The 14822-nt window shown below is 42.3% G+C and carries 14 protein-coding genes; 8 read left to right on the top strand and 6 right to left on the bottom strand.

Annotation, left to right across the window (positions count from 1 at the left end; translation table 11 throughout):
* Positions 1-10: 10 nt before the first annotated feature.
* The gene (gene pyk, locus FN831_RS14060) at positions 11-1441 is read right to left on the bottom strand and encodes a pyruvate kinase (protein WP_142528808.1); all 1431 of its coding nucleotides are present in this window, start codon (positions 1439-1441) and stop codon (positions 11-13) included.
* 140 nt (positions 1442-1581) lie between these two features.
* A complete protein-coding gene (locus FN831_RS14055; protein ID WP_142528807.1) occupies positions 1582-2001 on the bottom strand; it encodes an IPExxxVDY family protein in 420 nt (139 codons plus the stop codon).
* 161 nt (positions 2002-2162) lie between these two features.
* Here FN831_RS14055 and FN831_RS14050 point away from each other — a divergent pair, with 161 nt between their 5' ends.
* Genes FN831_RS14050 through rnc form a run of 3 tightly spaced genes read left to right on the top strand, consistent with a single transcriptional unit; the run spans position 2163 to position 4439 of the window.
* Positions 2163-2399, top strand: coding sequence for an acyl carrier protein (locus FN831_RS14050; RefSeq protein WP_008508386.1), 237 nt, complete (start codon positions 2163-2165; stop codon positions 2397-2399).
* A gap of 29 nt (positions 2400-2428) precedes the next feature.
* Positions 2429-3682, top strand: coding sequence for a beta-ketoacyl-ACP synthase II (gene fabF / locus FN831_RS14045; protein WP_142528806.1), 1254 nt, complete (start codon positions 2429-2431; stop codon positions 3680-3682).
* A gap of 28 nt (positions 3683-3710) precedes the next feature.
* The gene (rnc, locus tag FN831_RS14040; protein ID WP_185960477.1) at positions 3711-4439 is read left to right on the top strand and encodes a ribonuclease III; all 729 of its coding nucleotides are present in this window, start codon (positions 3711-3713) and stop codon (positions 4437-4439) included.
* 66 nt (positions 4440-4505) lie between these two features.
* Here the strand turns inward: rnc and FN831_RS14035 are convergent, their stop codons facing one another.
* Positions 4506-5219, bottom strand: a complete 714-nt coding sequence (locus FN831_RS14035) for a hypothetical protein (RefSeq protein WP_142528805.1) — start codon at positions 5217-5219, stop codon at positions 4506-4508.
* Between the two features lie 155 nt (positions 5220-5374).
* On the opposite strand from FN831_RS14035, the gene FN831_RS14030 reads away from it, so the two are divergent.
* The 3 genes from FN831_RS14030 to nadD are packed head-to-tail and all read left to right on the top strand — an operon-like array spanning position 5375 to position 7413.
* On the top strand, positions 5375-6238 hold the full coding sequence (locus FN831_RS14030; protein WP_142528845.1) for a YicC/YloC family endoribonuclease: 864 nt from the start codon (positions 5375-5377) through the stop codon (positions 6236-6238).
* Positions 6239-6251: 13 nt separating this feature from the next.
* Positions 6252-6821 (top strand): guanylate kinase, encoded by a 570-nt coding sequence (gene gmk / locus FN831_RS14025; RefSeq protein ID WP_142528804.1) that lies wholly within the window; start codon positions 6252-6254, stop codon positions 6819-6821.
* Between the two features lie 16 nt (positions 6822-6837).
* The gene (gene nadD, locus FN831_RS14020; protein WP_142528803.1) at positions 6838-7413 is read left to right on the top strand and encodes a nicotinate (nicotinamide) nucleotide adenylyltransferase; all 576 of its coding nucleotides are present in this window, start codon (positions 6838-6840) and stop codon (positions 7411-7413) included.
* 4 nt (positions 7414-7417) lie between these two features.
* On the opposite strand, the gene FN831_RS14015 is transcribed toward nadD, so the two are convergent.
* Positions 7418-8125, bottom strand: coding sequence for an SAM-dependent methyltransferase (locus FN831_RS14015; protein ID WP_142528802.1), 708 nt, complete (start codon positions 8123-8125; stop codon positions 7418-7420).
* A 421-nt stretch (positions 8126-8546) separates the two neighbouring features.
* On the opposite strand from FN831_RS14015, the gene FN831_RS14010 reads away from it, so the two are divergent.
* Both FN831_RS14010 and FN831_RS14005 read left to right on the top strand, forming a co-directional pair.
* Positions 8547-10286, top strand: a complete 1740-nt coding sequence (locus tag FN831_RS14010; RefSeq protein ID WP_142528801.1) for a DUF6600 domain-containing protein — start codon at positions 8547-8549, stop codon at positions 10284-10286.
* 96 nt (positions 10287-10382) lie between these two features.
* On the top strand, positions 10383-11963 hold the full coding sequence (locus FN831_RS14005) for a peptide chain release factor 3 (protein ID WP_142528800.1): 1581 nt from the start codon (positions 10383-10385) through the stop codon (positions 11961-11963).
* Positions 11964-12096: 133 nt separating this feature from the next.
* On the opposite strand, the gene FN831_RS14000 is transcribed toward FN831_RS14005, so the two are convergent.
* Together FN831_RS14000 and argH are read right to left on the bottom strand one after the other, a co-directional pair.
* Positions 12097-13350, bottom strand: coding sequence for a pyridoxal phosphate-dependent aminotransferase (locus FN831_RS14000; protein WP_142528799.1), 1254 nt, complete (start codon positions 13348-13350; stop codon positions 12097-12099).
* A 25-nt stretch (positions 13351-13375) separates the two neighbouring features.
* Complete coding sequence (argH, locus tag FN831_RS13995) at positions 13376-14707, bottom strand: argininosuccinate lyase (protein ID WP_142528798.1); 1332 nt, start codon at positions 14705-14707, stop codon at positions 13376-13378.
* Positions 14708-14822 lie beyond the last annotated feature (115 nt).

Genomic DNA, 14822 nt, shown 5'->3' with positions numbered 1-14822 from the left:
CTAAAGCAAATTAATCAATAACGGTAACTTTTACCATGTTTGTTCTGCCCTGGCTTTCCATAGGAACAGCAGCAGTATTGATTACAATATCTCCTTTTTTGATCAGTTTCATTTTCACCAGCTGATCATTTACATCTAAAATAGTCTCATCAGTACTCTCAAACTTATCATAATAGAACGCCTGAACGCCCCAAACTAAGGCTAAAGTATTGATCAGTTGCTTATTGTTAGTAAAGATATAAGTCAGTGCTTTTGGCCTGTGACTAGAGATTTCGAAAGCAGTATAACCACTAACTGTCATAGAAACGATACCTACTGCACTTGTTTGTTTAGCCAAAAATGTAGCTGAATCACAAACTGCATCGCTTAAGAACGACTCAGATTTAGGTTTCAGATATTTATCTACGTTAAACGGATAGTTGTTTGTTTCGATGTTCTGAATGATTTTCTGCATCGTTTCGATAACGATCAGTGGAAACTCTCCAACAGAAGTTTCGCCGCTCAGCATCACTGCATCAGCTCCATCCAATACTGAATTTGCAACGTCATTTACCTCAGCACGTGTTGGCCTTGGTGTAGTGATCATGCTTTCAAGCATTTGTGTAGCGATAATTACAGGTTTAGAAGCTGCAATACATTTCTGAACAATCATTTTCTGAAGCAAAGGAACTTCTTCCATTGGCATTTCAACACCAAGATCTCCACGGGCAACCATGATACCGTCAGAAACAGCGATGATTTCATCGATGTTAGCGATAGCTTCAGGTTTTTCGATTTTGGCGATCACCCTTGCATGTTTACCTCTTGCTTTGATAATTTCTTTTAATTCTACAATATCAGCAGCATTACGAACAAATGACAAGCCGATCCAGTCTACATTATTTTCCAGTACAAAGTCAAGGTTATAACGGTCTTCTTCAGTTAAAGAAGGGATAGAAACCTTGGTATTTGGTAAGTTCACACCTTTTCTCGAAGTAAGGATACCACCATGGACAACCTCACAAACAACCTCATCTTCAAGGTTGGTCGAGATCACTCTCATCTGCAGTTTTCCGTCGTCAAGCAGGATAATTTCGCCCGCTTTTACGTCTTTAGGGAAAGTGTTGTAAGTGATATAAATACGCTCTTCATTACCAATACACTCTTTAGTGGTAATTGTAGTACGTGCTCCATTAACTAACTGTATACCACCATCCTGAACTTTTCCAATCCTGATTTTAGGACCTTGTAAATCCGCCAAAATGCCGACATTATAGTTATATTTTTCGTTGATCGAACGGATGGTGTCCAGGACCTCCTGGTGATCCGCTTGTGAACCATGTGAAAAGTTAAGTCTGCAGACATCTAATCCGGCATTAAACATGCTATATAAAACATCTGGTTTAGCCGAGGCAGGACCTAGCGTGGCTACAATTTTTGTTCTGGAATGAAAAGGTTTCATTGAAATTACTTTTATTTGTTACTGACCAACAAAATGGGGGTTTTATATGAAAAAACCAATGTTAGTCTGGTTATTTATGTTATTTAACTAATAATGTAAGCTTCAAATATAGTGTATTTAATACACCTTGTATATAAAATTTACATTACCAAATTCTCCTTTGATTTGAGCTTAAGCGGATCTATCTGCGCAGCAACCTGAATATCAGGCAGTTTGTTGAGCCCTGTGAGGATATAATTCAAATCTTCTTTATCAATGTAAGTGTGAATGATCATAAAATAATCTACTTTGCTCATCTCCGGGATCAGGAATCCTTCACTATTCCGGTTGCTGAGGATGTAATATTCATTGTCTCCCTGCTCCACGTAAAAATAATATTTGGAGAAAGCGCGCGGAGGTTCATCAATATTGAAGTAAACCTCATGGTCATCCGCCTTTTCAAAGTTCAGGTTGAGCCTCGTATTGATCTGGTGACAGAACACATAATCCTTTAGGGATGCAGTGATTGCGATCAGCACAAAATCAAGATCCAGAGAAAGTTTTAAATAAGTTTTGTTCAAAGTAGACGAATAAGATTTTAGGATACGAAATTATAAAACTAATTTTGTTTTTCAGTTCGGAATAAAAACATTAAAATTGACAGAGAAATAAAAACATTTGAAATGTGTCAGAATTTATTTTTCTTTGCACTGAATTATTTAACCCATTAAATTATAACATTATGTCTGATATTGCTTCAAGAGTTAAGGCTATTATCGTTGAAAAATTAGGTGTGGATGAGAGCGAGGTTACCCCAGAAGCTTCTTTCACTAATGACCTAGGTGCGGATTCTTTGGATACTGTAGAACTTATCATGGAATTCGAAAAAGAATTCAATGTAGCGATTCCTGATGATCAAGCTGAGACTATCGGTACAGTTGGTCAAGCAATTGCTTATCTAGAGAAAAACGTAAAGTAGAACATACGGTCTCCGTATAATCCGTATAAATGGAATTAAAAAGAGTAGTAGTTACAGGTCTAGGTGCGCTCACTCCAATTGGCAATACTATCCCAGAATTCTGGGATAATTTGTTAAAAGGGGTGAGCGGCGCTGCGCCTATTACAGGTTTTGATACAGAAAAGTTCAAAACAAAATTTGCATGTGAGCTCAAAAACTTCAATCCTGAAGACTTTTTGGATAAAAAAGAAGCACGCAAATTAGATCCATTTGTTCAGTATGCCATGGTATCTACCGAAGAAGCCGTTAAAGATTCAGGGGTTAATTTCTCTGATCTGGATACAAACCGTATCGGCGTCATCTGGGGTTCAGGTATTGGTGGCATAAAAACGTTTCTGGATGAAATGAGGAATTTCTATGCTGGTGATGGAACTCCCCGCATTAACCCCTTCTTCATCCCTAAGATGATTATTGACATTGTTACAGGTCATATTTCCATCAAATATGGCCTTCGCGGCCCTAATTTCGCTACGGTATCTGCCTGTGCTTCATCTACAAATGCAATGATAGACGCTTACAATTACATCCGCCTGGATATGGCAGATATGATTATCAGCGGCGGATCAGAAGCCATTATCAATGAAGCAGGTATTGGAGGATTTAATGCCATGCATGCGCTTTCTACACGCAATGACGATCCTTCAACCGCCTCCAGACCCTTTGATAAAGACAGAGATGGCTTTGTTGCAGGAGAAGGTGCAGGAACGATTATCCTGGAAGAATTAGAGCATGCAAAAGCACGCGGTGCTAAAATTTATGCTGAATTAGTTGGTGGTGGAATGAGTGCAGATGCAAATCATATCACAGCCCCGCATCCTCAGGGATTGGGTGCCAGGATGGTGATGACCAATGCACTTAAAGATGCAGGAATGAGTACTGCGGATATTGATTATATCAATGTTCACGGCACCTCTACTCCTCTTGGGGATATCAGTGAAACAAAAGCCATTGTAGACTTATTTGGTGAAGATGCTTACAAATTGAATATCAGTTCAACGAAATCAATGACTGGCCACCTCCTGGGTGCTGCCGGAGCTGTTGAGGCCATTGCTTCTATTTTATCTGTAAAAAACGACATTGTTCCGCCTACGATCAACCATTTCACAGATGATCCTGATTTCGATCCAAAGTTGAATTTCACATTCAATACTTCACAGAAACGTTTGGTACGTGCGGCATTGAGTAATACTTTTGGTTTTGGTGGGCATAATGCCTCAGTCATTTTCAAAAAGTACGAAGAGTAAACGTTACAAATCGATTTTATAGAATTTAATGCCCCTATTTGACCTGTATAAACTCTATTTATCCCCCGATAAAGAGTTTATAAAAAAGCTTCGAAATATGTTAGGCTTTGTGCCTGGAAATACCATTTTGTATAAAATGGCGTTCAGGCATCGGTCTGTAGCAAAAGTTTTAAAAAATGGAAGCCGCAGCAGCAACGAACGTCTCGAGTTTTTGGGCGATGCCATTCTCGGTGCCGTTATTGCCGAACTACTTTTTAAACATTATCCCTACAAGGAAGAAGGCTTTCTTACAGAAATGCGTTCAAAGATTGTAAACAGGGCGAATCTGAATCAGCTTGCACGCAAAATGGGATTTGATCAGCTGATCGTTTTTGATCAGAAAATGGTGAATGCACAAACAAAACACCATTCCATGCTAGGCGATGCATTTGAAGCACTAATCGGTGCGGTATATCTGGATAAGGGATATAATTTTACGAAGGAATTATTGCTGAAACGTATTGTTAAGCCTTATATTGACATTCATACACTGGAGCTCACAGAAACTAACTTCAAGAGCAAGCTGATAGAATGGTGCCAGCGACACGCCAAGGATATTACCTTTGATATGATCCAGAACGGTGAGGGTGAAAGTGCAAAACTGTTTACCATCCAGGCGGTGATTGAGGGAGAAAGTTATGGTATCGGCAGAGATTATAACAAGAAAAACGCAGAAAAACAAGCCGCAGAAAAGGCATGCGAAGCGTTATCTATTTAAGTAGTTTATCCATCTATATCGATCCGTCCCTGATAATTATGTGCCGGATCTTCCTTTTCAATAGAATTATTTCTTTCTTAAGGTATCAGTATACTGTTTGTAGGAATCCCTGATATATTTGACCGCATCGTACTCTGTCCAGTTTTTGGACCTGCTGTATTCCGGGCGGTAGTTCAGCATAAAATTCTCCAGGTCTTTACCTTCCAGCTCCGTATTTTTCTGAATCAGCGCTTCATTAAAAAACCCGTCTATAGTTGTCTGCTGTAATTCTGTATTGTAGTATTTGCCAAATCGCCTGGCTTTTTTAGGCGTGCTGCCAAAAAGTTCATACAAAGCCGTAATTGGTGCAAAAATATAGGAAAGCAGTGGCGGTTTGCCCTGATAAAAAGAGCCTTTATCCCTGTAATCCTGCTTAAGCTGGTCCAGCTCCTGCTTCTTGGATTGGCCGCGGATATTCACCTGATTCAGTGTATTGCCCATATCCACATAAATAATCATGTCGCGGTCAGACAGCACTACCTGTTCTACATCAGAAAAACTGCGTTTGATCACCAGCAGGGTATCCCCTACCAAAGCCTTGATCTGAAAGATCCCCAGATCATTACTGCCCACGGTATATTTAGTCCGCTTGTTGGTAATTTCTGCCAGCGCAACGCGTGTTGTAGAGCCTTTCACCATGATCACCCCATTGAGGCGGAAATCTTCCTGTGCAGAGACAACAGATGTTGAAGCAAGCAAAAGAACCGGAATGAATAAACTTTGTAAAGCAGTGCGAATCATGATCTGAAATCTATTTGATGTAAATTTAACCAATGTTTATCAATCCGGCGTATCTGATATGATCAAATGACCATTTAAAGGCAATTGGGCACATTAAATCCATTACACCCTAACCAATTTAACAATAAATTATATCTTTGCACATGATAAAATCAATGACGGGCTATGGCCTGGCCTCTGCAGATCAGGAAAATACAAAGTTTGCCGTAGAGATTAAGTCTTTAAACAGCAAGTTTCTGGAACTCAATTTGAAACTGCCAAGGGCTTATGCTGATAAAGAGCTGCTGCTAAGAAACATCTGCAGTAAAGAAATTGAACGCGGAAAAGTAAATGTTTCTATCAATATTGAGCGCAGTGAAGAAAATCTGAAAGGCGCTACGATCAATGCTGCACTGCTCAGCAAATACTACAAACAACTTGAGGCAATTAATATTGATTTAGGAGCCAATTCAAATAATCTTTTACAGGCTGTTTTAAGCTTTCCTGATGTAATCACTTATACAGAAGAAGTGGTAAACGAAGGCGAATGGGATATTGTACAAAGCACATTTAACGCAGCTTTGGAGAATTTCAACCAGTTCAGGGAAACTGAAGGTGCTGTGCTTAAACAGGACCTGGAATTAAGAATTAAAAATATACTGGGCTTTTTTGCACAGATAGAAGTGCTTGCACCGCTGAGAATTCCTCAGATCAGGGCAAGATTAAACCAGTTCCTTGAGGAAAATGCCGGAAAAGTGAATGTGGACCAGAACCGTCTTGAACAGGAACTGATTTATTATATAGACAAACTGGATATCACTGAAGAGAAAATCCGGTTAAAGAGCCACTGCGATTATTTTACAGAGACCCTGAAAAGTAAAGATGCCAATGGTAAAAAACTGGGCTTTATTTCGCAGGAAATTGGCAGAGAAATCAATACAATGGGCGCAAAAGCAAATGATGCACAAATTCAGCAACTGGTTGTGGGGATGAAAGAAGAATTAGAAAAGATTAAGGAACAGTTGTTAAACGTTATATAGATCGCATCAATAAATGATACAAGGCAAGCTCATTATATTCTCTGCGCCTTCAGGAGCAGGAAAAACTACCATCGTTAAACACTTGCTGGATAAATTTCCGGCATTAAGCTTTTCCATTTCTGCAACCACAAGGGAGCGGCGCGGGGACGAACAGCATGAGAAAGACTACTATTTTATTTCCAAAGAGGCATTTCTACATAAGGTTGCCCACCAGGAATTTGTAGAGTTTGAAGAGGTATACAATGGTACTTTTTACGGCACCCTCCGCTCAGAAATTGAGCGGATCTGGAATGAAGGCAAACATGTGATATTTGATATTGATGTAGAGGGCGGATTACGTTTGAAACGCAAATACGAAGAGGATGCTTTGGCAATCTTTGTACAGCCACCATCACTGGAAGTACTGAAGGAACGGTTAAGCGGACGCGGAACAGACAGCGCTGAGAAACTGCAGGAAAGGTTTATCAAAGCAGAAAAAGAGCTGGAATATGCAGATAAGTTTGATGTGGTGCTTAAAAACTTCGATCTCGATACGGCCTGTCAGGAAGCTGAGCGACTGGTAGCTGATTTTATCAATAAATAAACTCTCTTTTTCAAGGATGGCAAAAACAGGATTATTTTTTGGTTCCTTCAACCCGGTACATGTGGGCCATATGATCATTGCAAGCTATATGGCCAATTACACCGGCCTGGACGAAGTTTGGCTTGTGGTATCGCCCCAAAATCCTTTAAAGAATAAAAAGGGGTTGGGAAATATGTACGACAGGCTGGAGATGGCCCGTTTAGCCGCCGAACCTGCCGAGAATATCAAAGTGAGTGATATAGAGTTTACGCTTCCGCAACCCTCATACACGATTGATACCTTAACGTATCTCCATGAGAAGTATCCTGCCCGGGAGTTTGTGCTGATTATGGGCGAAGACAATCTTGTTTCGCTCAAAAAATGGAAGAATTTTGAAGTGCTGCTGCAGAATTACAGCATCTATGTATATCCCAGGCCCGGCTGCGACTCATCAGAGTGGGCAGGCCACCCTTCAATTACTTTTACGGAGACTCCCCAGATGGAAATCTCCTCTACTTTTATCAGGAACGCGCTCAAAAACAAAAACAACATTCAGTTTTTGGTTCCTGAAAATGTGATCGCCTTTATGGATAGCAAAAATATGTACAGGTAAGTACTTATCTGTAGATCAGGAATATCGTAGGTTTTTTATGCAGGTCTATTTTTTCCTGGCGCCATTGACCTACCGACTGTGTCCTGATGTATTCGTCCTCTCCCGTAATGTTACAGGCCACACAAAGCTGTGTTTGTGCCGCAGTATTTTTAATGATATCGTCAAACAGGTGATTGTTACGGAAGGGCGTCTCAATAAACATTTGGGTCTGTTTATTTTGCCCTGCAACCCTTTCCAATTCTTTGATACTCTTTACGCGCTCCACCTTATCAATAGGCAAATAGCCATGGAAAACAAAACTTTGTCCATTAAAGCCCGAAGCCATCAGCGCCAGCAGCAATGAATTTGGCCCTACCAGCGGAACCACCTGGATTCCTCTTTTGTGCGCTTCAGAAACCACGTCGGCACCCGGATCTGCAACCCCCGGACAGCCGGCTTCGCTCATCAGTCCTACATCCTTTCCTGTCATCAGTTCCTTAAAATACGGAACCATAGAATCGTGACGTTTATGTTTGCCATAATCGTGGATAGTTAGGGCACTTTGTGGAATTTTGAGACCCGCTTCTTTGAGGAATTTACGTGCAGTTTTTTCATTCTCTACGATATAGGTATCAAGGGCATTAATCGTATCAACAAGATAGGGAGTGAAAGATTTTGCGGAGGCATTCTCTGCCAAAGGGACAGGAATCAGGTATAGTACGCCTTTTTTCATTAGTATATTTTTTTTATTGATCAGTCATATCGCCTGCATTACCTGTGGTTACAGTAATGTTTAAGTAAGAATGCAATGGTTTCGTTGTATTTTATTTTTCTGGTATTGTTTATGTGATACAGCATCTTACTCAGGCTATTCCTGCAAAAGAAAAGAATAAATACTTGGAAAGAGAAAATAAGCGCTAATTAATGAATAATAAACAGTTTGAACACTGTAAGCGCCTGTCATCCAATTCTAATCTTTTAGGAGCTGAAAATTGAAATAAACAAATATAAACACTGTATTCTAAACCAAAAGGATAACTAAATTAGGATTCTTAAAGAATTGCATTGCATATATTCTTTTCTGATTAAACTATTGCAGAAGTTTATACTCATAGTGACATAAGGTTAGGTTAGGTATATTAATTCACACACAAATGAAAAACATCATCAAATTGCCGGCGGTTATCCTCGGGCTCATGCTCCTGGTCACCGGTCTCACACAAAACGCAATGGCTCAGGAAGAGGACGACATCACCCTGGAGACATTTTATGAAGAACTGGCACCTTACGGAAGATGGGCGCAGGACCCTGAGTACGGTTATGTTTGGCAACCAAATGTGGACCGTAATTTCAGACCTTACTATACCGACGGGCACTGGACAATGACTGAATATGGTAATACCTGGGTATCTGACTATGAATGGGGCTGGGCGCCTTTTCATTACGGACGCTGGGTAATGAACCGCTATGAACAATGGATCTGGATTCCGGATACAGAATGGGGACCGGCATGGGTAAGCTGGAGAAGCGGTGACGGATATTACGGATGGGCACCATTGAGTCCGGAATATAATAATATCAGCGATTATGGAGGTTATGATGCTCCTTTAAGCTGGTGGTCGTTCATTCCACAGATCAATATCTACAGTAATAATTATCCCAGCTACTATAACAGGGGACAGGATTTTTACAACCGCACTGCCTTTATCAACTATACTTACAGAGGCGGCGGACGTCCATTTTATACCGGCCCGCGCATAGACGATATCAGGAGAGTAACCAGAAGGGATGTTACGGTGTATCATGTGAATACTTCGAACAGGCCAGGAAGATATAGTTTCTCCAATAATAATATTAATGTATACCGTCCAAGGGTAACCGGCGGAAGAGGCAGCGGAAACAACAGCCCTGGTAATCCAGGCAGGCCCAACAATGCCGGAAACGGCCGTCCGGGACAACCGGGCAATGGAAATTCGAACCCGGGACAACCAGGCAGAGGAAATGGAGGCCAGCCGGGCAGAACTGGTTATACTCCATCGAACGGACAAAATGGTCAGCCTGCCGGCAATAACGGCGGAAGGGGCAACAATGACGGTAGAGGCAATAACCAGAACGGACAGCCCTCAGGAACAAACCCCGGCAATCCCGGAAGGGGAAACAATGGCCAGCCTGCAGGAAGTAACGGCGGAAGAGGAAATAACTCAAACCCGGCTCAGCCAGCTGCACAGCCCGGTTCAGCGAATCCGGCAGGCGGAAGACCTGAAGGTTATACTCCAAGAAGAGGAAATGACCAGGGACAGCGCCCGCCGGTCAGCCGCAGGGACGGTATAGACAGGCCACAGCAGATGCAGCAAAACGATGGCCAGCGCGCACAGCAGGACCTTCAGCGCCAGATGCAGATGCAGCAGCGTCAGCAACAGGCACAACAGCAACAAATGCAGCGTGATGGACAGCAGCGGGCACAACAGGATCAGCAGCGCCAGCAGCAAATGCAACAACGCCAGCAGATGCAGCAACAGCAACGTGATGGCCAGCAGGATCAGCAACGTCAGCAACAACAGCAGCAGCAACGTGCACAGCAGGATCAGCAGCGTCAGCAACAGCAACAACAGCAACAACAACAGCGTGCCCAGCAAGATCAGCAACGTCAGCAACAACAGCAGCAGCAACGTGCCCAGCAAGATCAGCAGCGTCAGCAACAACAGCAGCAACAACAACAACAGCGCGCTCAGCAGGATCAGCAGCGTCAGCAACAACAGCAGCAACAACAACAGCGCGCTCAGCAGGATCAGCAGCGTCAGCAACAACAGCAGCAACAACAACAGCAGCAGCAACAAACCAGGCCTGCAAATACAGAGTCTGGCAGGGGCGGCCGCGGAGGCAGAGGTAACTAAAAGTATAACAGAAACCGGTCATGATAATGGCCGGTTTTTATTTTATATATTATATTTATCTTTGCAGCCTTTATCAAGCATTATGCTTAATCCTTTATGATCCACCCCGAAATAGAAAAAAGAAAAACATTCGCCATTATCAGTCACCCCGATGCCGGTAAAACAACCTTAACTGAAAAGTTTCTGTTATTTGGTGGAGCGATAAACACAGCAGGCGCAGTAAAACGTAATAAAGCCAATCAAAGCAGTACTTCAGATTTCATGGAGATTGAGAAACAACGTGGTATTTCCGTTGCAACTTCTGTAATGGGCTTTGAATACAAAGACAAAAGAATCAATATTCTCGATACTCCAGGCCACAAGGACTTCGCAGAAGATACCTATAGAACATTATCCGCAGTTGACAGCGTAATCCTTGTTGTAGACTGCGTAAAAGGAGTTGAAGAACAGACAGAAAAATTAATGGCTGTATGCCGCATGCGTAATACCCCGGTAATCATCTTCGTCAACAAGATGGACCGTGAAGGTAAGGACGCATTTGACCTGCTGGACGAAATAGAAACCAAGCTGAACATCAGCCTCTGCCCGCTTTCATGGCCTATCGGACAGGGACATACCTTTAAAGGGGTGTACAGCATATACAACAAACACCTTAACCTTTTTGAACCGGATAAAACCAAGATTGCCGATCCGGTCATAGAAGTGAGTGACCTTAATGATGAAAATCTGAATAATTTCCTTAAACCCGCAGAACTGTCAGGATTGAAAAGCGATCTCGAACTGGTAGAAGGTGTTTACGGCTCGCTTGATCCAAATATGTATACTGAAGGTTTACTGGCCCCTGTATTTTTTGGCAGTGCGATCAATAACTTTGGGATCAAAGAGCTGCTGGATACGTTTATCAACATCGCCCCAAGCCCTAGAAGCAGGGAAGCTGAAGAAAGAGAAGTGCTTGTGGAAGAAAAGAATTTCTCTGGTTTTGTATTTAAGATACATGCCAATTTAGACCCCAAGCACCGCGACCGTATTGCATTCTTAAGAATCTGTTCAGGTAAATTTGAAAGGAATAAATTTTACTACCATACCCGTCAGGATAAAAAACTTAAGTTTTCCAATCCGATGGATTTTATGGCCAATGAAAAAAGCATCGTTGAAGAAGCATGGCCGGGCGATGTGGTTGGATTATACGACAGCGGCAACTTTAAAATCGGGGACACACTAACTGAAGGAGAGAAACTTCAATTTAAGGGCATTCCGAGCTTTTCTCCCGAGATATTTAAGGAAGTAGAGAACAGAGACCCATTAAGAACAAAACAGCTGGAGAAAGGCATACAGCAGCTAACAGAAGAAGGCGTTGCACAACTGTTTATCCAGCAGCCCGGTAACAGAAAGATTATCGGTGCGGTTGGAGACCTTCAGTTTGAAGTGATCGCATTCAGGCTTGAACATGAATATGGTGCAAAAGCACATTTCCGCATGTTAAGCTATACCAGGTCTAACTGGGTATCATCTACTGATAAAAAGAAGCTGGAAGAATTTGTGAAGCGTAAACAAATGCATATTGGACAGGATAAAGACGGTAATCCAGTTTTCCTGGCGGATAACGATTTTATGATCAATATGACAAAACGGGATTACCCTGATATTGAATTCCATAAAACATCAGAATTCAAATAGGAATCATTCAAGTTATAAACCAGGGTTTACCTGGCTGATTAAAGCACAAAGGGCTGATCAAAATTGATCAGCCCTTTGTGCTTTATAACTAACAGGGATGCTTAGTGATAGAGTTTTACCAGAGCATCCAGATTTATTTCAACTTGCTCAGGGCAGCTTTTATCCTCGGGATCATCTCATTGATATCTTCCAGGGAACATCCGCCAACAGATGCGCGGAACCAGCTTTTGGTTTCATCGGTACCAAAACATGAAAATGGCACAAACGCTGCCAGTGCTTCCTTAATCAGGTAAGAGTTTACATCCGTGCTGTCTTTCAGCAGATCGCCTGATTCAGTAGTTTTACCGATATAATCAATCTTAAGCGTCAGATAGATTGCGCCCATAGGAACAATCGCATCTACGGCAAAGCCTTCACTTTTTAACTGCTGGAAGCCAACATACAAAGCATTCAGGCTTTCCTGGATCTGTTCTTTGAATGAGGTCATAAACTGATCTACCAGTTCTTTATCAGCAAAGTATTTGGCTACAGCTACCTGCTCGGCTTTAGGCGCCCAGGCACCGATATGCGTAAGCAGCGCTTTCATTTTGGAAACCACTTCAGCAGGCCCAAAACCCCATCCTACACGCACACCTGTTGCCGCAAGGCATTTCGAAATTCCATCGATATAAATCACGTGATCTCTCAGTTCCGGACGTAAACTTACCGGGTTGATATGTTCCTTTCCAAATGTCAGCAGTGAATAGATCTGATCATACATAATGTACAAAGGCTTCTCTCCTGCTGCCCTAGACTTGTTTTCTTCGATGACCAGGTCACAGATTTCTTCCAGCTGTTCTTTACTGAACATGGTACCGGTAGGGTTCAGCGGCGAGCAAAGCGCCAGCAGCGTGGCTCCTTTGACATATGGCCTGAGCAGTTCAGCCGTAGGCATGAAGTTAGTTTCGGCAGTAGTCTCAACCGCGATTCCTTCAGCAGAAGAAAGGTGGCAGTAGTGATTGTTGTTCCATGACGGTGCCGGATAAATCACTTTATCTCCCGGATCCACCAGTGCAAGGTAAGTAGCATAAATCAGCGGCCGTGAGCCTCCTGAAACCAGGATCTCATCAGTATTAAAATCCAGTTCATAGCGGTCTTTCAATATCCCGGAAATAGTTTTTCTCAAAGACAGCACACCGTCTGCAGGAGGATAATTGGTATGATGCTCATTATAGGCATTTACAATTTCATCTTTCAACTCCGATGGAATAGGAAAAATTGAGGGGTCAAAATCTCCGATAGTAAGATTCGCAATTTTAGCACCTTTGCTCTTCAGTTCATTAACCTCATGACCAATTTTTATGATCTCAGAACCAATAAGTGACTTTGCTAATACTGATACGCTCATTTTATTTTTTATTAATGGTTAGAATTTAAGCCAGCAATTGCTGGATTGCTGTTTTTGTTTTTTCAAAATTGAACTGATCCAGGATAGCCTCCATCATCTGTTCAATTTCAGGATTGCAAAGGTTTCCAATACTGCCTTCATGCGTATGGTTTACCTCCACCCCGGGTACAAAGTTACCACTTTCTATAGATTCGCCCACAATCTTATAGGCTTCCCTGAAGGGAATACCCTTTAGCGCAAGGTCATTAACAACTTCCACACTAAACAGGTAGTCGTATTTCTTATCTTTTAAGATATCATCCTTAATGTCAATATGCTGCAGCATGTAGGTGGTCATCTCCAAACATTCATTCAGCGAAACCATAGAAGGGAAAAGGTTTTCCTTCAGCAGCTGCAGGTCACGGTGATAACCCGAAGGGAGGTTGGTGGTCATCATTGCAATTTCATTGGGCAATGCCTGGATTTTATTGCAGCGTGAACGGATCAGTTCAAACACATCAGGGTTTTTCTTATGTGGCATGATGCTCGATCCTGTAGTCAGCTCATCCGGAAATTTGATAAAACCAAAGTTCTGGTTGATAAACAGCGTTACATCCATAGACATTTTTGCGAGCGTTGCCGCTACAGACGACATGGCCTGGGCCAGGATCCTTTCTGTTTTCCCCCTGCCCATCTGCGCATAAACCACATTATAGTTGAGATTTTCAAAGCCAAGCAGTTCGGTGGTCATTGTTCTGTTCAGCGGAAAAGATGATCCGTAACCAGCGGCAGAACCCAGTGGGTTTTTATTACAGATCTTCCAGGCAGCCAGCATCACTTCCATATCATCTACCAGGCTTTCTGCATACGCACCAAACCAAAGACCAAATGAGGATGGCATGGCTATCTGCAGGTGAGTATAACCGGGCACTAATTTATTTTTGTGCTCATTGCTCAGGGCAATCAGCTGCTGAAATAAGGTAACCGTATTGTCAACCATAACTTCGATCCTGTCCCTGAAAAACAGTTTCAGATCTACCAGAACCTGGTCGTTACGCGAACGGCCACTATGGATTTTTTTACCGGCTTCACCAATACGCTGCGTAAGCAGCCATTCTACCTGTGAGTGCACATCTTCTACGGTATCCTCTATTTTAAACTCACCGGCTTCAATTTCGGCATAGATCTTTTTCAGGGCCACCTGTATTTCTGCAAGTTCGGGCGCTGTAAGCAGGCCAATACTTTCCAGCATTTCAACATGTGCCAGTGAACCCAGAACATCAAAAGCCGCCATTTCGAGATCCAGTTCCCTGTCTTTCCCTACGGTGAAACTCTCAATATCTTTATTTACTTCTATATTTTTTTGCCAGATCTTCATTGATATCTATTCTGTTATTCCAGAGAAAAGCACACGGTGCTTGTCCTGTGATGAAAGCTCCGAAACGGAGCACCTATTAATTTACGCAAAAATACAACAATTACCAACGCGGGTA

Source organism: Pedobacter westerhofensis, assembly GCF_900182595.1.
GTDB lineage: Bacteria > Bacteroidota > Bacteroidia > Sphingobacteriales > Sphingobacteriaceae > Pedobacter > Pedobacter westerhofensis.
The sequence above is the reverse complement of the archived record's forward strand: the minus strand, read 5'-3'. Positions and strand labels throughout refer to the sequence as shown.